Below are 16925 nucleotides of genomic sequence, written 5' to 3'. Positions count from 1 at the left end.
TGATTACCCGGGAACTAGAACTTCCAGTTCAGATCGAGTCGCAGGTTGCGCCCCGGGTCGGCGTAACCGAGGACCATCCCCTGGCCGGCGCTGTAACCGTAGGTGGACTGGTTGTAGTAGAACTTGTCGAACAGGTTATGCACGCCGAAGGTCACGCGCAGGCGGTCCTTGCCCAGCGGCTGCCAGTTGACCAGCAGGTCATGCACGGTATAGCCGTCCTTCCTGACATCCGAGGTCGCCCCGGACGGACGGTAGGTCACCGCCTGCATGGTGCGGACATTCCAGCCGAAATCCAGATTCCAGGCGGCCAGGTTGTAACCGGCGCTGGCCTGCCACGAACGGCCCAGCGTGGTCCCCAGGCTGAAATCGCCGTCGCCGAGGCTGTAGCCGTTGAGCATCGGCTTGGCGTCCGACACCGACAGGCCGAAGCGGACGACGCCGTTGTTCCAGCCGCCGCCCAGCTCGTAGCCGTGCGACTTCACCGTCCCGACGTTCTCGCGGGTCGCCGTGGCCGGCGGACCGGCGCGATAGACCATGTTGATGTAGTCGTCGATGGTCATCCGGAAGACCGATCCCTTGAACGACCACGGTCCCTCGGCATAGTTGAAGCCGAGCTCGACGTTGTTGGCGGTTTCCGCCTTGAGGCCCGCGACGTTGCGATAAATGAGCGGCCCCGGACCGTTGTCGAGCATGAAGCTTTCCTTGAGGCCGGCACCGCGCACCGTATGCGACGCGCCGAGGCGGAAGCTGAGCGCATCGGTGGCTTGCAGGGTCAGGCTGGCATTCGGCGAAAAGCCGCTGCTGTCGAAGGTCTGGCGATGGTTGTCTTCATACGAATACCAGTCGTAGCGGCCGCCGAGGCCGAGCAGCAGCATGGAACCGAGGGGGATGCTGCCTTCGGCGAAAACCCCGGAGACATCGCTGCTCTCCCGGCTGGTGCCGCCGGCGGCGCCCTGCTTCAGCGGATTGATCGCCGAGGCTTCCCGGTGATGATGGTTGAAGCCGTAACGCACCAGCGACGTACCGACCTTCGACTTCAGCAGCAGGTTGACGCCGCTCGTCTCCAGGCGCTCGCCGAAGGAATACCCGACCGGCTTGCCGAACACCGCCGCGGTGCCGCGGTTGGTGCGGGTATTTTCGACGTTGTCGGCGAACACCGTCAGGTCGACGGCGGGCAGACGGCCGTCGCCGGCATAGTGATAGCCGGCGCTGATCGTCTGCTGCTCGAGTTTCTGCGGCATCGGCGTGTTGCTGCCGGGAATGCCGACCATGTGCGGACGCGGATAGCGCGTCCCCTCGTCCTGCAGCCCCTGGTAGCTGAACGACAGGGCGTGCCCGGGCGCCAGCCGCCACTTGAACTTGAGCAACTGGCTGTCCTGGGTCGACGCCGTCTTTTCCTGCGTCACGCCGCGGCCATCCCGATAGTCGTCGTTGTCGCTGTGCTTGGCATAGAGCAGGAAATCCAGCGTCTCGGCCACTTCGCCGTAAACGGCGCCGCCGGTGCTCCAGCCGTCGTTCGACGCGACACCGCCCATCAGCATGCCGCCGATCTTCTGGCCCGGACGCAACAGGTCACGGGCATCCCGCGTCGTCATGCGCACCGAGCCGGCCAGGCCGCCGGGGCCGACGCTGGCGACCGTGCCGCCCTTGTCGATCTCGATCTGCTTCAGCAGCTGCGGGTCGATCAGGATACGCCCCTGGTGGTGGAAGACGTTCCCGCCCTGCGGCACGCCGTCCAGCGTCACCGTCAGCAAGGTATCCTCGATCTCGCGCACATAGATTTTCTGCGCCATCGCGCTGCCACCGCCGCCGACCATGACACCCGTCTCGTTCTGCAGCGTTTCGCGCGAATCGCGCGCCGCGCTCTGTGCCAGGCGCTCCGCCGACACCACCGCCGTCGTGTCGCTGTACGCCTGCTCGCTGACCACGACCGAGGCGAGCGAGCGCTCGCCCTGATCGGCCAAGGCGGCCCCGTGGGCATAAGCCAGCCCCAAAGCGATGACCAAGGGCTTGACCTGCCAATTTCTGCCGTTCAAATACATCATTTACCCCAACATAGTAATGAGAATGGTTTTCATTAACCAAAAACGGCGGTAGTATCGCAAAAAGCGCCACCCCATTTTTTTGTGCAACGAAGAAAGATGTTTGCTTCAACCCGAAATTCGCCAGGCGAAGCCGCCGTCCGTCTCGCCGCCCATCCGGCGCAACGGCAGCTGCAGACGATCACCGGCCACACGCTGAGCCAGCGCCTCGGCAGCGGCCACCGGGTCATGCTGCCGGACAGCGACCCGGGCGCCCCCATCCTGTCGGGAAGCTTCTCCGTCGCGCACCTGCGGAGCGGGCTGTATATGCACTGCACGGATATCGATCATCTGCAGACCCTGACCACCCACTTCGCCCTGCTCGAGCCGAGCATCAAGGTCTTGCTGCGCCTGGAGGGCAACTCCCAGGTCAGGCTGGGCGGCAAGGCGGTCGACCTGGAAGCCGGCCAGGGCATCGCCAGCCGGCCGCGCGGCGCCGTCGTCACGCTGACCGAAGCCGTCGAATTCGAGCGCCATTGCCCGGCCGGCCTGCGCGAGCGCATGGTCGCCATCACCCTGAGCCCGGAATGGTTCGCCTCGGCCGCCCAGGATTTCCCGACCTTCCGCCAGCACCTGGCCATCCAGGCCTGGACCCCGTCGCCGCGCAGCCTGGCGATCGCCGAGCAGCTCATCCGTCCGCCGCAGTTCGACGGGCCGATGCACGCCCTGCTCCAGGAAAGCCGCGCCCTCGAGCTGGTCGCCGAGGCGCTGGCCCAGGCCAGCGTCGGCCACGACGCCAGGGCAAAACCGCTGCCGCCGACCGCCTACCGGCGCATCGAACGCCTGCGCAAGCTGCTCGACAGCGGCCAGGCCGACGATTTCGACATGAACGCCATCGCCCAGCACATCGGCTGCAACGCCAACACGCTGCAGCAGCAGTTCCGCCAGACCTACGGCCAGACCATTTTCGAATACCTGCGCGAACAGCGCCTGTTGCGCGCCGCCCGCGCCCTGCAGCGCGAAGGCATCAGCGTCGCGCGCGCCGCCGAAATCGCCGGCTACAACAACCAGGCCAACTTCTCGACGGCGTTCAGCCGCCAGTTCGGACTCTCCCCCAAGCACTTCCGGCTGAAGATCTGAAGCCCCGACGAGCGGCAGGCAGTTCATACCATCGTCACAAATAGTAACAATTCCCATTTGCAAATAAACAAAAAGCCCTTATGATGAGAAGCATTCTCATTACAGGAGGTGCCATGAACAGCCTGATCGTCCACGTCTCGATTGCCGCCCTGCTGCTCGGCACGGCCCTTCTGACCGCCTTTCCGACCTGAAGGGAAATGCCATGCCTTCCCGCGAAATCTGGGCCGGTGCCCTGAGCCTCCTCCTGCTGCACGAGGAAACCGGCTGCACCCACTCGGCTCATAACGCCGCCCGCCTGCTCGACCAGATCTGCGAAGCGGACGATGTCGATGACGACACCCGCAAGCTCTGCGAGCGCGCCAGCGCCCGCCTGTCCTGCCACGAGACCCGCCATGCTTGCCCCGCTTAAGGATCGCAGCGTCATCGAGCGCGAGACCGACGCCGCGACAAGCGCCGCCGAAACCCTGTCGCTGCGCCTGGCCCTGCGCCAGTCACGCCAGGCCCAGAAACGCGCGGCGACCTTGAGCACGCGGCAGATCGTCGAATTGACCAATGCCGCCAACCGTCTGTCCGAGCAGAACCGCCAGTTGCGTCAGCGCCTCGACGAACTGGAAAACGGCCAGACCGTGCTTGCCCTCGGCCAGCAGCTGGTGGCCTTGCGCGCCGAGAACGACGCCCTGATCGCCGCCGCCCATCGCGTCTGGCAGCTCGATCGCACCTTGAGCGCGGCCCATCGCGAATGCGAACGCCTGGCCCGCGAACGCGACAACGCCATCGACCGCCTGCACGCCGGGGCGAGCGACGCCGCCCGAACCTGACCTTCCCCCGGCCGGCCTCCGGAAGCCCGGTCGGCCAGCCTCCCTTGTACGGACTCCGACCATGCCCGATATCCCCTTTCATGTTGCCGGCGGCGTTTTCGCCGCCAAGAAACCGCCCAAGCCGGAAATCGATGCCAGCTTCCTGGTCCGCCCCAAGAGCGAAACGCCGGAAACGACCACGTCGTCGCGCCGGCGCCGCCTGTGGGAAGTGCCCCATAAATTCCACTGCCCGGTCGTCGGCAGCTGCTTCGAAGTCAGCGAGCTGCGTACCCTGATGCACAAGGTGATGCACCTGCCCCGCGACACCAGCGACTTCGTCCTGCACACCACCGCCGTCGGCGCCTGCGAGACGCGCAGCATCCTCGCCGAGCTGCTGCACAAGACGCTGGAAAAACGCTATGCCCTGATCGTTCGTCGCTTTGCCGCGACCAAGACGACGGAAGGCGTGCGCCGCCTGTGGCAGGAAGCCGTGGGCAGCGGCATGGAACTGCCCGGCGCCCTGTGGGCGGCGTGGACGCACCCGGCCTGCGACAGCCTGCTGGAGCACGAAATCTACGGCGACATCCACATGATCCAGCACCAGATCGGCACCGGTACGCGCGCCGACCTCAAGGCGCTGCAGGCGCTGCGCGGGGAAAATGCCGAGCTGCGCCGCCAGGTCGATGCCCTGCGCCAGGATGCCGAAGCGGCCCGCAACGAAAAGGCCAGCGAGACCCGCGCCCTGGGCGAGCGCCTGACCGAACTGCGCGCCGAACAGGCCGGGCGGGATGCCTGCATCGCCCGCCTGTCGGCCGACCTGGCCAAGCTGCGCGACAGCGTGCCCGAACTGCGCCAGCGACAAGCCCTGGCCCGCCGCGCCGAGGATGCCGAATCCCGGGCCAGCGCGCTGGTCGCCCAGTGCCGCGAACAGGCGGATACACTGGAACGCCTGCGCCGCCGGCTCGACGAACTGGAAAATGCCGCCAGCCGCGGCGCGGACGCCGAGAAGCCGCTCCCCGCGCATGCCGAATCGCCGCGCGAAAGCGCCGCCGAAACGCTCGATGGTAAATGCGTGCTCTGCGTCGGCGGACGCTCCGGCGCCATGGATGCCTACCGCGACGCGGTGGAACGCCAGGGCGGCCGCTTCCTGCACCACGACGGCGGCCTGGAAGAAAGCATGCACCGCATCGACGGGGCGCTGGCGGCGGCCGACCTGGTCATCTGCCAGGCCGGCTGCATCAGCCACAACGCCTACTGGCGCGTGAAGGAGCAATGCAAGCGGACCGGCAAGCCCTGCCTCTTCGTCAAACGCGGCGGCGTCACCAGTTTCGGGCGGATTCTCGCCGACCTGCGCAGCGAGGAAGCGGCCGACGCCGCAGCCGGCTGAACGCCGCGGCACCGGAAAAGCCCCCGAATGCCCAATTAATTGTTGACAATAATTCTCATTAACCAAATAATGCAAACCATTCTCGTTTGTTTTTAATGCCATGAACAGCCAGCCCAAACCGCCCGCCCAAAACTTGGCCAACGCACCGGATGCCCAGCGTCCGCGCATCGACAGCGGAACGCTGATGCGCGGCGCCCCGACCGTCGAGATCGAACACGCCGGCCAACGCTACCTGCTGCGTGTCACCCGTGAAAACAAACTGATCCTGACCAAGTAATTTCCCTCCGTTGTAAACCTCTCGTTCCCACAGCCAGCAAGCCGCGCGCCAGCGAGCCAAGGGTTTTTTGCAGTGCTATGGGGCGACTCTCGAGTCAGAACATATGAGTTACGCCCTCTCCCGCCCCACCACAGCCCGCCGCGGCGGCCTTCTCGGGATCGTTGTCGGCGCCCATATCGGAGTCATCCTGATCGTCATGGCCGCCAAGACGGTCGTGCCGCAGATCATGGAAATGCCGCTGGTCGTCGACCTGATCCAGCCGGCCCAGGAAAAACCGCCGGAAGCCAAGCCGCTGCCCGTCGTCAAGCCGCAACCGGTACGCCAGCAGCCGACGCCGCAGAAGCACGTCCCGGTCATCGAAGCCACGCAAAGCACCCTGCCCGCGCCCGCCGCGCCCGTCGCGACGCCGCCCGAGGTCAAGCCGGCGCCCCCCGCCCCGCCCGCGCCCGAGCCGGTCGTCCAGGCCCGCTTCGACGCCGATTACCTCAAGAACCCGGCCCCGCCCTACCCGCCGCTCTCCCGGCGCATGGGCGAGGAAGGCAGGGTCCTCCTGCGCGTGTCGGTTACCGCGCAGGGCACGGCCGACAACGTCGAGATAAAGACCTCATCCGGCAGCCAGCGCCTGGACGAGTCGGCGCAGAAGACCGTCCGCAACTGGAAGTTCATTCCCGCCAAACGCGGCGAGACCGCCGTGCAGAGCTGGGTACTGGTCCCGATCATTTTCAAATTGGAGCAATAACATGCAGGAAACCGCACAAAACGCCTTCGGCTTCGCCCACCTGTGGGCGTCCGGCGACCTCGTCTCGCATACCGTCGCCTACGTCCTGGCCGCCATGTCGATCGCCAGCTGGTACCTGATCCTGGCCAAGGCCTGGGACTGGTACCGCACCCGCCGCGCCGCCAAGGCAGTGGCCGGTTTCTGGGCCGCCACCAGCGTCGGCGAGGGCATCGAAAAGCTGCGCCAGGGCGGTGAAGACAGCCCCTACGCCCAGCTCGCCGAGCAGGCCAACTGCTGCAACCACGAATGCGAGTCCGTCACCGGCCGCCTGGCTTCCCGCTTCGACCCGGCCGAACAGATGGAACGCGCCTTGCGCCAGCAACTGATGGTGACCCAGGCCGGCATGGAAAACGGCCTGACCCTGCTCGCCACCACCGGCGCCACCGCACCCTTCGTCGGCCTGTTCGGCACCGTCTGGGGCATCTACCACGCGCTGGTCGCCATCGGCCTGTCCGGCCAGGCAGCCCTGGAAAAAGTCGCTGGCCCGGTCGGCGAGGCGCTGATCATGACCGCCGCCGGCCTCGCCGTCGCGCTGCCCGCCGTTTTCGCCTACAACGCCTTCACCCGCGCCAACCGCGTCGTGCTGGCCGACCTCGACGCCTTCGCCCACGACCTGCACGCCTTCTTCACCGTCGGCAAGCCCTTCGTCGCCAACAGCGCCCAGATCCACCCGATGCGCGCCCGCGCCGCCACGGAGGCCGCATAACATGGCGATGGGTTCCTTCAATTCGCCGGGCACCCAGATGCCGACGGCGGAAATCAACATGACGCCGCTGGTCGACGTGATGCTGGTGCTGCTGATCATCTTCATCATCACCGCGCCGCTGATGACGCATTCGGTCAAGGTCGACCTGCCGCGCGCCGCCAGCACGCCGACCCCGGAGAAGCCGATGACGCTGCAGGTGTCGATCACCGGCGAAAGCCTGATCTACGTCGGCAACGCCACAGTCGACCGCAACGGCCTGGAGCAGAAATTCCGCGAGGCCGTGGCCCAGGACGCCAATGTCGAGATGCATCTCAAGGCCGACCGGGATACGCGCTACGAAACGGTCGCCGAAACGATGAGCGCCGCGCGCCGCGCCGGCCTGACCAAGATCGGCTTCGTCACCCAACCCGCTTCCGAGCAACGCTGAACTTTTTTACAACTTTTATTCAACGATCCTCCAGCCAGCCAGTCCCTAGCCAGCCAGCTACAGCGTATAGCCGGCGGCATGACTGGTGAGCCAGAGACTTTCAGGGAGTCTTACCATGTTGTCCACCAAGAAACTCATCTCCGCCCTGGCGCTGTCCGCAGCGCTGGCCGCCCCGGCCCTGGCCATCGAATACCCGATCGGCGTGCCGCAACAGCGCGCCGGCATGGAGATCGCCGCCGTGTATCTGCAGCCGGTCGAAATGGAACCGGAGGGCCACATGCGCAAGGCGTCCGACTCCGACATCCACCTCGAAGCCGACATCCACGCGCTGGCCAACAACCCGAACGGTTTCGAGGAAGGCGCCTGGATTCCCTATCTCGTTGTGAAATTCGAGGTTTCCAAGATCGGCGGCGACTACAAGGTGGCCGGCGACTTCATGCCCATGGTCGCCAACGACGGCCCGCACTACGGCGACAACGTCAAGCTGGCCGGCCCGGGCAAGTACAAGGTGAAGTACAACATCCTGCCGCCGTCGGCCAACCCGCACGCCCATTTCGGTCGCCACACCGACCGCGCCACCGGCGTCCGCCCGTGGTTCAAGCCGATCGAAGTCGAATACGAATTCACCTACGTCGGTATCGGCAAGAAGGGCGGGTACTAAGCCATGCGACTCGCCAGACTGACTGCCGCGCTGGTCGCGGCGGGGTTGGCCATGCCCGCGCTGGCCGGCCCCAAGGAAGCCGAACTGCTCAGGAAGCTGAGCGAGCGGCTCGAGAAACTCGAGGCCCGCAATGCCGAACTCGAGAAAAAGCTCGAAGCCCGCAATACCGACCTGGAAAAGCAGGTCAAGACGCTGAAGAGCGAAAGCGACGCCGTGAACGCCGCCCTCGATAGCCCGCGCCTGTCGCAGTACGAGCCCGAGCTGACCGTCCGCCTCAAGGCCGTCGAGAAGGACGCGCTGGAGATGAAGAAGGCAGCGAAGATCGCCGAGGGCCTGGACGGCATCAAGGTCGGCGCCTCGCTGGCCACCGTCGGCCAGAAGGCCTTCGGCCTGCCGGACGGCGTCGAGAACGGTCCGTCGCAGCTCAACTACCGGGCCGATGTTTCCGTCGAACTGCCGCTCAAGCCGGTCGGCGACATCGACCACAAGCTGTTCGCCCATCTGCGCATGGGCCAGGGCCTGGGCCTGAACGCCCCGTTCAAGAACCTCGGCTATTTCTCCAGCGCCCCCAACGCCCTGGCTTTCCGCGCTTCCGGCTCGAGCCCGGACGACTCGGTGACCATCCTCGGCCAGGCCTGGTACCAGGCGGCGATTCCGCTGCCCTTCCTCGGTTTCAAGCCCTACTCCCGGGAAACGCTGGAGGTGACCTTCGGCAAGATGGACATCTTCGGCTTCTTCGACCAGAACAAGGGGGCCGGCGACGAATCCAAGCAGTTCCTGAATTCGGTATTCGTGCATAACCCGATGCTTGATGCGGCCGGCGAAGTCGGCGTCGACGCCAACGGCTTCCAGCCGGGCTTCGTCGTTTCCTACTTCAACTGGTTCGACAAGCCGCAGCCGTGGCGTGTCTCGGTCGGCCTGTTCGGCGCCGGCGACCGCGCCTCGAACTACCAGCGCAGCCTGACCACGCCGCTGCTCATGGTGCAGGCCGAAAAACAGATGCGCTTCGACGGCCTGCTCGGCAACTACCGCATCTACGGCTGGAACCGCAGCAAGGGCACCGACTGGGACGGCAATCACGCCAAGCACACCGGCGTCGGCGTCTCGATCGACCAGCGCATCGGCGACGGGATCACCCTGTTCTCGCGCTACGGCAAGCTGATCAACGGCGAACTGCCGTTCAACCAGGCCTTCACCGCCGGTGCGGAATTCAGCGGCAGCTACTGGGGCCGCGCCGCCGACGCCATCGGTATCGCCGGTGCCTGGCTGCAATCGGGCAAGAGCTACCGCAACCAGCTGCAGCAGGCCTACCTGATGGACCAGCCCGACGACAGCTCGGTCGTCCGCCTGACGGCCGGCAACCCCTTCCTCCCGCAGGGGGCGGAAAAGGTCGCGGAAATCTACTACCGCTACCGCGTCTCCCCGCAATTCGAGCTGTCGCCTGACTTCCAGTACGTGACCAACGGCGGCGGCAATACCGATGCCAAGTCGGTCAAGGTCTTCGCCGTCCGCGCCAACATCGCTTACTGAGGATCGCATGAAACACGCTCTCCATTCCGCCGCGCTGGCCCTGCTGCTCGCAGCAGGCTGCGCCTTCGCCGACGACATGCCGACCTTCAAGGTCTTGATGAAGAACGGCCATATCATTCCCGAAGCTGTCGAAGTCCCCGCCAACACCCGCTTTCGCCTGGAGGTGAAGAACGAGGGCCCGGGCGCGGCGGAATTCGAGAGCCTCGAATTGAAGAAGGAACTGGTGCTCGCCCCCGGCGTCACCCGGACCATGGTCTTCTTCCCGCTCAAGCCGGGAAGCTACAAGTTCTTCGACGATTTCCACCCGGAAACCGGGCAGGCCCGCATCGTCGCCAAATAAAATCCGCCAGCCAGCCATCTCAACACCGTGGATCTCTTCGTCATGAGCGAAACAGACCACCAAGCCAGCAAGTACGGAGCACAGCATGGGTAACGCATTTTTTGTCGTGTGGCGGGAAAGTCTCGAAGCTTTCCTGATCGCCGGAATTCTTTTCGCCTGGTTGCAGGCCAACGACGATACCGGGAAGGGCAAGCGCGCCCTGTTTCTCGGCCTCGGCGCCGGGGTCGGCCTGGCCTGCCTGCTCGGCTGGGCGCTGCTCGGCGTCCAGGACGAGCTGACCGGCGAGGCGCTGGATATGTTCCAGACCGCCACGCTGTTCGTCGCCGCCGGCCTGATCACCCAGATGGTCCTGTGGATGCGCAAGCACGGCCGGACCATGAAGGCCCGCCTGCATGCCGAGCTGTCCTCGGCCGCCGAGCGCTCCGGCCACCTCGGCGTCGCCGTGGTCGCCGCGCTGGCGGTGGCCCGCGAAGGCGCCGAGACGGTGATCTTCCTCTACGGCCTGGCCCAGGGCGGCGAAATGTCTGCCCTCGCCTTCGGCACCGTCACCGGCCTGGCGGTCGCCGCGCTGACCGCGTGGATCACGGCCAAGAGCCTGGCCAGGCTGAACATCGCCCTGCTCCTGCGCCTGTCGTCCATCCTGCTGCTGGTGCTGGCCTCGGCGCTGCTCGTCGCCGCGCTCGACCGCCTGATCGGCGCCGGCTACCTGCCGCCGCTGCTCGACCCGGTGTGGGATACCTCGCTGCTGCTCGACGACACCACCAAGGGCGGCAAGCTGATCGCCGACTTCTCCGGCTACCGCGCCCGGCCGTCGCTGTCCGAGCTGCTGGTCTGGGCCGGCTACTGGGCGGTCGTGCTGTTCGCCTGGCGGAGGACTTCCCGTGGCTGAGCATGTCCTGCGCTTTCACCCGAGCCAGCCGCGCAGCCGGGTCGAGAAGCTCGGCCTGCTGCTGCGCCGCTATCGCGGCCCGATCATCGCCGTCCAATGGCTGGTCGTCGTGGTCTATGCCGGACTGGTCGTCATCCCCGCCTTCCTCCCGCTGCCGCCGGAAGACGCCCATATCTGGGACAACCTGCGCCTGTTCGCCCAGTTCTGTTTCTGGGGCCTGTGGTGGCCGGGCGTGATGATCGCCACGGTGACCATGGGCCGCGTCTGGTGCGGCCTGTTCTGCCCGGAAGGCTTCGTCTCCGAATGGATCAGCCAGTACGGCCGCGGCAAGGCGCTGCCCGGCTGGCTGAAGTGGGCCGGCTGGCCCTTCGTCGCCTTCGTCTGCACCACCGTTTACGGCCAGCTGGTCAGCGTCTACGAATACCCGCAGGCCGCGCTGCTGGTGCTCGGCGGGTCGACCGTCGCCGCCGTCGCCATCGGCCTGCTCTACGGCCGCGAGAAGCGCATCTGGTGCCGCTACCTGTGCCCGGCTTCCGGCGTCTTCGCGGTACTCGCCAAGATCGCCCCGTTGCACTACAAGGTCGACCGCGCCGCCTGGGATCGCTACGAAGGCGAATACCAGCCGGTCAATTGCGCCCCGCTGGTCGACATCCGGCGTATGACCAGCGCCGGCGAATGCCACAGCTGCGGCCGCTGCGCCGGCCAGCGCGACGCCATCGCCCTGTCCTGGCGCTCGCCGTTCTCAGAAGTGCTCGATTTCAACAACCCGGCCAAGACGCCGGACGTGCTGACCCTGGTCTATGGCGTCCTCGGCGTCGCCACCGCCGCCTTCCAGTGGACGGTCAGCCCGTGGTTCCTGCACATGAAGCTGGCCATCGCCGAATGGCTCGTGGAACGCGAGCACTTCACCCTGCTCGACAACGACGTGCCGTGGTGGCTGCTCACCCACTACCCGGAAGCCAACGACCTGTTCACCTGGCTCGACGGCGCGCTGATCCTGACTTACCTGATCGGCGGCGGCTTCCTGCTCGGCAGCCTGCTCCTCGTCGGCCCCTTCGTCGCTTCCCGCCTGCTCAAGAGCGAACACCTGAGCTGGCAGCGCTTCGCCCTCGCCCTGGCGCCGATGGCCGCCGCCAGCGTCATCCTCGGCCTGTCGATGCTCACCGTCACCCACCTCAAGGCCGAGCACCTGTGGCTCGGCTGGCTGCCCGCCTTCCGCATCGCCCTGCTCGGCCTCGGCGCCACGGGAACGCTGTGGCTGGCGCTGCAACTGGTGCGCCGGGTGACGGCCGGAATCGTCGCCAAGGGTATCGCCGGACTGGTCATGGCGCTGCCGGTCGGCCTGATGGTCACGCTGTGGAGCCTGGTCTTCTTCGTCTGGTAAGCGACAAGGCGGCCGGGTTCAGCCCGGCCGCCGCGTCACCAGCAGCATGCCGCTCCCGGCCACGGCCATGCCCAGCCATTGCACCGTCGATACGCCCTGGCCGAACAGCAGCCAGGCGGCGACCGCCGCCGCCACCGGCACCAGGTAGAACAGCCCGGCCACCCGGCTGACCTCGCCGCGCCGGATCAGCACATAGAGGATGCTGACCGCGCCGACCGAGACGACGACCGCCATCCAGCCCACCGCCACCACGAACTCGCCGGTCCAGGCGATATGTCCGCTTTCGAAAGCGACCGCCCCCAGCCCGCAGGCCAGCGCACAGCTCGCACACTGCGCCGCACTGCCGGCAAACAAAGGCATGTCGGCACAGCGCGCCTTCTGGTAGAGGTTGCCGGCCGACATGCCGAACAGGCCGATGAACGAACAGGCAACCGGCCAGCCGAGGGAAGGATCGAGCGCCAGCCCGTGGCCGACGACCAGAAACACCCCGCCCAGCCCGAGCAGCAAACCCAGCCATTGCCGCGCCCCCACCCTTTCGCCGAGCAGGACCGGGGCTGCAATAGCGACCACGATCGGATGCAGGGCGACGATCAAGGCCGACAGCGCCGGCGAGACGCCACCGGCAATGCTGTAGAACACGCCAGCCGAGAAAATCCCCACCGTCAGCAGGCCGGCGGCGACGATATGCCCCCATTGCCGGGGATCGCGCGGTACCTTCCTGCCGATGGCAAAGGCGATCACGCCAAGGATGACGGCGGCGATCCCGAAGCGCAGCGCCAGAAAAGCAAACGGTTCGGCATGCGGCAGCCCCAAACGGGCACCGACAAAGCCGGCACCGGACAGGGTGACGAAGGCCAACGCCAGCCAGCGCTCATCGCTTTGCGCCCCGCGCATCGCCAGCGTCGCCATGCCCTACAGCCCCAGCCGCGCCTGCTGGCGGGCCGCCTGCGTCAGCCCGCCATAGCCCCAGTTGCCGGCCGGTATGTCGTGAATGACGATGTAGCTCGCCTCCGGCAAGGGGCCGCAGCTTTCCTCCAGCGCACGATGCAGGGCTGCGATCATCTCGGCCTTCTCGGCTGGCGTATTGGTGCCTTCGGTGATGAACAGCTCGGCGTGCGACGGGATCAGCATCGGCGCGATGGCATCGCCGGCGATGCACCAGGCGTCGGCCCCGGCCGTGATGACCTGCACAGCCGTCACCTCGGCCCGCTTGTGCAGGATGGCGGCGATCAGCTCCGTGGCGCGGCGGGCCAGGCGTTGCTGTTGGGTCACTTCGATGCTCTTGCCGAGCGTGATGCGAATGAAAGGCATGCTGTTCTCCTGGGTTGAAATGGACTTGCTTCAAGGAGACTGTAGCGACTACCCTTACATTACAAAAATTGATTAATTACACTTCAAAACAACTTTTCCACATGATGCCGCGCCGCCATCTCGATATCGAAGCCCTCCGCGCATTCGCCTGCATTGTCGATAGCGGCGGCTTCTCGGCCGCCGCCGCCCGGCTTGGCCGCACGCAGTCGGCGGTCAGCCTGCAGATCAAGCGGCTGGAAGAGGTGCTCGGACAAACCCTGCTCCGCCGCGTGCAGGGCCGTGTCGAAGGCCCGACCGCCGAAGGCACCGCGCTGCTCGCCTACGCCCGCCAGATCCTGCGCCTCAACGACGAGGCCTACGCCACCGTGGCGCAGGACACCGAGGTCGGCAGCCTGCGCGTCGGCCTGCCCGAGGAGCTGATGGAAAGCGTCTTTCCGGCCGTGATGCCGGTCTTCCGGGCACTCTACCCCCGCCTGCGCCTGACCCTCAACGCCGACACCTCGCAGGCGCTGCAACAGGCCCTTGCCGCCGGGTCGCTCGACCTCGCCCTGTACAAGCATTGCGGCGACAGCGCCCCGGCCGACGGCGAAGTCCTGTGGCAGGAAGCCCTGGTCTGGATGGCCGGCACCGCCTATCGCGACAGCCTGACCGCGCCTGGCGAGGCCGGCCTGCCGCTGGCCCTGTTCGGCGAAAACTGCGTCTTCCGCCTCGCCGTCACCACCGCCCTGGCCCGCGCCGGGCAAGCGTGGTCGCTCAACTACACCGGCCACAGCGTCACCGGCCTCAGCCACGCCGTGCGCTGCGGCCTCGGCATCACCGCCATGCCCCAAAGCCTGCTCGGCCCGGGCATGGCCGAGGTCACCCACCTCGCCGACCAGCCCCTGCCCAGCCTGCCGCCGGCACGCCTGCTCGCCGCCTACGCCCCCGGCACGCCGGCAACGGCGGCCCGGCGTTTTGCGACGCTGGTTGGGGAGGCGATGGGAAAACGGAATCCTGTGTGATTTCCGGCTGCTGTCGCCGGTAAAGCGACCGTCAAATCAGGGAAGATCGTTTGCTGACCACCAAGTAGCACGATCATGCCAATTTCTGGCACGGCAACTGACGTTCAACATTGCTTTGGCACCAGCAACGCTATCGAAAACAGCACGCAAAGTGTGCATTTCCCCTACAGCAGGTGGTTTTCGCCAATTTTTTCACACGCATTCCGCATGCACACATGACATAATCAAACGCCAAGAACATATAAAACACAGAGGGAGTGGTCTTGGCAGCACTGATTCCGGCAATCGGAACCTGCGTCTCGCGCATGACGGGCGGCGAACGGCGCCTCGCCTACCGCCTCGAACAAAAGCTCGAAGACGACTGGCTGCTCTGGTACGACGTCCCCCTCGGCCGGCACAACGTGCACCCCGACTTTGTCGTCTTCAACCCGCGCCGCGGCATTCTCGTGCTCGAAGTGAAAGACTGGAAGCTCGACACCATCCGGGAAATCGACCGGCAGAGCGCCAGCATCCTCGCCGCCAACGGCCTCAAGCGCGTTGCCAACCCACTGGAACAGGCCCGGCAATACGCCCACGAAGTCTGCAACCTGCTTCAGCGCGACCCGCAACTGACCATCAACAGCGGGCGCCTGCAGGGCACCCTGCTTTTTCCGTGGGGCTACGGCATCGTCCTCGCCAACATCAGCCGCAAGCAGTTCGACAGCACCAACCTCGGCGACGTGATCGAGCCGCAGCGCGTCATCTGCCAGGACGAAATGACCGAAAGCATCGATGCCGAAGCCTTTCAGGAACGGCTGTGGGGCATGCTCCCATTCGCCCGCAGCGTGCCGCTCTCGCTGCCGCAGATCGACCGCATCCGCTGGCACCTGTTTCCCGAAATCCGCATCGCCACGCCCTCACAGGGCGGGCTGTTCGACGCGCCAGAGCCGGAAATCCCCGACCTCGTCCGCGTCATGGACCTGCAGCAGGAACAACTGGCGCGCAGCCTCGGCGAAGGCCACCGCGTCATCCACGGCGTAGCCGGCAGCGGCAAGACGCTGATCCTCGGCTACCGCGCCGAACACCTCGCCAAGGTCTATGCCCGGCCCATCCTCATCCTCTGCTACAACCGCACGCTCGCCAAGCGGCTTAAGCACACCATGGCAACCAAGGGGCTGGCCGACAAGGTGCACGTGCACACCTTCCACCAGTGGTGCCGCGCCCAACTCCTCGCCTACAACGCCGACCTGCCCCAGAGCGGACCGGACAGCGAGCGCTATGCTACCGAACTGGTCGACCGCCTGATCCGCGCAGTCGACGCCAACATCGTCCCGGCCGGCCAGTACGACGCGGTACTCATCGACGAAGGCCACGATTTCCAGCCCGCATGGCTCAAGCTCGTCGCCCAGATGGTCAACCCGAGCACCAATTCGCTGCTCGTGCTCTACGACGACGCCCAATCCATCTACGGCCGCGACAAGCGCGGCAAGATCAGCTTCAAGAGCCTCGGCATCCAGGCCCGGGGCCGCACCACCATCCTCAAGATCAACTACCGCAACACGCAGGAAGTGCTCGAACTGGCCAGCGACATCGCCAGCGACCTGCTCAAGCCCAGCGCCTCGGACGAAGACGGCATCCCCCTCATCGCCCCCATCAGCGCCGGCCGCCACGGCCCGAAGCCGCTGCTCATCAAGCTGCCGACACTACAGGAAGAAGCCGACTACATCGCCAAACACCTCAAGGAAGCCCACAAAACCGGCACCCCGTGGAGCGACATGGCCGTCATCTACCGCGACTACGGCATCGGCAAACCGGTGCTGGCGACCCTACGCAAAGCCGGCATCCCGGTGACCTACCAGGACGACATCACCTTCGCAGAGAAGGAAGACACGGTGAAGTTCCTGACCATGCACAGCTGCAAGGGGTTGGAGTTTCCGTTGGTGGCGATACCGGGGGTTGGGCGCAGCAAAGTGGATGAGGGGCGGAAGGATGAGGAGGCGCGGCTGTTGTATGTGGCGATGACTAGAGCCAATCACGAATTAATTATTCTACAAACATAAATTACTTCAAAAACTTACATGAATTTATATAAACAAAATATGGGCTTTGAAGCACAAGCACGGCGTCTGTGCGATGCCTACTGGAATCTTCCGCCTGGAACTTGCAAACCAGAGACGTTTGTCGATGAAAACCAGAAAACCAAAGAAATTGATGCTGTTGTCAGATCGAGGGACGTAACACACCTAGCAGGCTGCTGAAATACTGCACCATCCTGTAGACGAAACGGTGGGTAGAAG

General features: G+C 65.7%; 18 protein-coding genes. 15 read left to right on the top strand and 3 right to left on the bottom strand.

Translation table 11 applies throughout. The annotated features are described in order from the left end of the window. Positions 1-14: 14 nt before the first annotated feature. Positions 15-2036, bottom strand: coding sequence for a TonB-dependent receptor (locus Q0P59_RS17210; RefSeq protein WP_295008569.1), 2022 nt, complete (start codon positions 2034-2036; stop codon positions 15-17). A gap of 105 nt (positions 2037-2141) precedes the next feature. On the opposite strand from Q0P59_RS17210, the gene Q0P59_RS17205 reads away from it, so the two are divergent. The 13 genes from Q0P59_RS17205 to Q0P59_RS17145 all read left to right on the top strand — a co-directional run bounded on the left by Q0P59_RS17205 (position 2142) and on the right by Q0P59_RS17145 (position 12337). Beyond that, positions 2142-3161 (top strand): AraC family transcriptional regulator, encoded by a 1020-nt coding sequence (locus Q0P59_RS17205; protein ID WP_295008567.1) that lies wholly within the window; start codon positions 2142-2144, stop codon positions 3159-3161. A 202-nt stretch (positions 3162-3363) separates the two neighbouring features. Continuing rightward, positions 3364-3570: a hypothetical protein gene (locus Q0P59_RS17200; protein ID WP_295008565.1), complete on the top strand. Its 207-nt coding sequence runs from the start codon at positions 3364-3366 to the stop codon at positions 3568-3570. Next, positions 3554-3979 (top strand): hypothetical protein, encoded by a 426-nt coding sequence (locus tag Q0P59_RS17195; RefSeq protein WP_295008563.1) that lies wholly within the window; start codon positions 3554-3556, stop codon positions 3977-3979. The genes Q0P59_RS17200 and Q0P59_RS17195 overlap by 17 nt, the downstream gene beginning before the upstream one ends. A gap of 61 nt (positions 3980-4040) precedes the next feature. Then, complete coding sequence (locus tag Q0P59_RS17190; RefSeq protein WP_295008561.1) at positions 4041-5345, top strand: DUF2325 domain-containing protein; 1305 nt, start codon at positions 4041-4043, stop codon at positions 5343-5345. A gap of 133 nt (positions 5346-5478) precedes the next feature. After that, positions 5479-5622 (top strand): hemin uptake protein HemP, encoded by a 144-nt coding sequence (locus tag Q0P59_RS17185; RefSeq protein WP_295008559.1) that lies wholly within the window; start codon positions 5479-5481, stop codon positions 5620-5622. A 103-nt stretch (positions 5623-5725) separates the two neighbouring features. Further along, the gene (locus tag Q0P59_RS17180; RefSeq protein WP_295008557.1) at positions 5726-6361 is read left to right on the top strand and encodes an energy transducer TonB; all 636 of its coding nucleotides are present in this window, start codon (positions 5726-5728) and stop codon (positions 6359-6361) included. A gap of 1 nt (position 6362) precedes the next feature. Further along, on the top strand, positions 6363-7106 hold the full coding sequence (locus tag Q0P59_RS17175) for a MotA/TolQ/ExbB proton channel family protein (protein WP_295008555.1): 744 nt from the start codon (positions 6363-6365) through the stop codon (positions 7104-7106). Between the two features lies 1 nt (position 7107). Beyond that, positions 7108-7533: a biopolymer transporter ExbD gene (locus Q0P59_RS17170; protein ID WP_295008553.1), complete on the top strand. Its 426-nt coding sequence runs from the start codon at positions 7108-7110 to the stop codon at positions 7531-7533. Positions 7534-7648: 115 nt separating this feature from the next. Further along, on the top strand, positions 7649-8194 hold the full coding sequence (locus tag Q0P59_RS17165; RefSeq protein WP_295008551.1) for an iron transporter: 546 nt from the start codon (positions 7649-7651) through the stop codon (positions 8192-8194). A 3-nt stretch (positions 8195-8197) separates the two neighbouring features. After that, the gene (locus Q0P59_RS17160; RefSeq protein ID WP_295008549.1) at positions 8198-9724 is read left to right on the top strand and encodes a carbohydrate porin; all 1527 of its coding nucleotides are present in this window, start codon (positions 8198-8200) and stop codon (positions 9722-9724) included. Between the two features lie 7 nt (positions 9725-9731). Further along, entirely contained in the window at positions 9732-10064 is a 333-nt protein-coding gene (locus Q0P59_RS17155; protein ID WP_295008547.1) for a cupredoxin domain-containing protein, read from the top strand. 85 nt (positions 10065-10149) lie between these two features. Further along, positions 10150-10953: an FTR1 family protein gene (locus Q0P59_RS17150; protein WP_295008545.1), complete on the top strand. Its 804-nt coding sequence runs from the start codon at positions 10150-10152 to the stop codon at positions 10951-10953. After that, positions 10946-12337 (top strand): 4Fe-4S binding protein, encoded by a 1392-nt coding sequence (locus tag Q0P59_RS17145; RefSeq protein WP_295008543.1) that lies wholly within the window; start codon positions 10946-10948, stop codon positions 12335-12337. Before Q0P59_RS17150 ends, Q0P59_RS17145 begins: the two co-directional genes overlap by 8 nt. 18 nt (positions 12338-12355) lie before the next feature. Here Q0P59_RS17145 and Q0P59_RS17140 read toward each other — a convergent pair whose 3' ends face one another. Further along, a complete protein-coding gene (locus Q0P59_RS17140) occupies positions 12356-13246 on the bottom strand; it encodes a DMT family transporter (RefSeq protein ID WP_295008541.1) in 891 nt (296 codons plus the stop codon). A gap of 3 nt (positions 13247-13249) precedes the next feature. Further along, entirely contained in the window at positions 13250-13648 is a 399-nt protein-coding gene (locus Q0P59_RS17135; RefSeq protein ID WP_295008539.1) for a tautomerase family protein, read from the bottom strand. Between the two features lie 101 nt (positions 13649-13749). Between Q0P59_RS17135 and Q0P59_RS17130 the strand changes: the two genes are divergently transcribed. Beyond that, positions 13750-14649 (top strand): LysR substrate-binding domain-containing protein, encoded by a 900-nt coding sequence (locus Q0P59_RS17130; protein ID WP_295008537.1) that lies wholly within the window; start codon positions 13750-13752, stop codon positions 14647-14649. Positions 14650-14912: 263 nt separating this feature from the next. After that, entirely contained in the window at positions 14913-16688 is a 1776-nt protein-coding gene (locus Q0P59_RS17125) for a 3'-5' exonuclease (protein ID WP_295008535.1), read from the top strand. Positions 16689-16925 lie beyond the last annotated feature (237 nt).

Origin of the sequence: uncultured Dechloromonas sp. (assembly GCF_945957265.1) — a bacterium.
Taxonomy (GTDB): Bacteria; Pseudomonadota; Gammaproteobacteria; order Burkholderiales; family Rhodocyclaceae; genus Azonexus.
The sequence above is the reverse complement of the archived record's forward strand: the minus strand, read 5'-3'. Positions and strand labels throughout refer to the sequence as shown.

What these genes read in the sequence shown, in the direction of transcription:
- Q0P59_RS17205 (WP_295008567.1), top strand. Translation starts at nt 2,142, where the DNA reads ATGTTTGCTTCAACCCGAAATTCGCCAGGCGAAGCCGCCGTCCGTCTC.
- Q0P59_RS17200 (WP_295008565.1), top strand. Translation starts at nt 3,364, where the DNA reads ATGCCTTCCCGCGAAATCTGGGCCGGTGCCCTGAGCCTCCTCCTGCTG.
- Q0P59_RS17195 (WP_295008563.1), top strand. Translation starts at nt 3,554, where the DNA reads ATGCTTGCCCCGCTTAAGGATCGCAGCGTCATCGAGCGCGAGACCGAC.
- Q0P59_RS17190 (WP_295008561.1), top strand. Translation starts at nt 4,041, where the DNA reads ATGCCCGATATCCCCTTTCATGTTGCCGGCGGCGTTTTCGCCGCCAAG.
- Q0P59_RS17180 (WP_295008557.1), top strand. Translation starts at nt 5,726, where the DNA reads ATGAGTTACGCCCTCTCCCGCCCCACCACAGCCCGCCGCGGCGGCCTT.
- Q0P59_RS17175 (WP_295008555.1), top strand. Translation starts at nt 6,363, where the DNA reads ATGCAGGAAACCGCACAAAACGCCTTCGGCTTCGCCCACCTGTGGGCG.
- Q0P59_RS17170 (WP_295008553.1), top strand. Translation starts at nt 7,108, where the DNA reads ATGGCGATGGGTTCCTTCAATTCGCCGGGCACCCAGATGCCGACGGCG.
- Q0P59_RS17165 (WP_295008551.1), top strand. Translation starts at nt 7,649, where the DNA reads ATGTTGTCCACCAAGAAACTCATCTCCGCCCTGGCGCTGTCCGCAGCG.
- Q0P59_RS17160 (WP_295008549.1), top strand. Translation starts at nt 8,198, where the DNA reads ATGCGACTCGCCAGACTGACTGCCGCGCTGGTCGCGGCGGGGTTGGCC.
- Q0P59_RS17155 (WP_295008547.1), top strand. Translation starts at nt 9,732, where the DNA reads ATGAAACACGCTCTCCATTCCGCCGCGCTGGCCCTGCTGCTCGCAGCA.
- Q0P59_RS17150 (WP_295008545.1), top strand. Translation starts at nt 10,150, where the DNA reads ATGGGTAACGCATTTTTTGTCGTGTGGCGGGAAAGTCTCGAAGCTTTC.
- Q0P59_RS17140 (WP_295008541.1), bottom strand. Translation starts at nt 13,246, where the DNA reads ATGGCGACGCTGGCGATGCGCGGGGCGCAAAGCGATGAGCGCTGGCTG.
- Q0P59_RS17135 (WP_295008539.1), bottom strand. Translation starts at nt 13,648, where the DNA reads ATGCCTTTCATTCGCATCACGCTCGGCAAGAGCATCGAAGTGACCCAA.
- Q0P59_RS17130 (WP_295008537.1), top strand. Translation starts at nt 13,750, where the DNA reads ATGATGCCGCGCCGCCATCTCGATATCGAAGCCCTCCGCGCATTCGCC.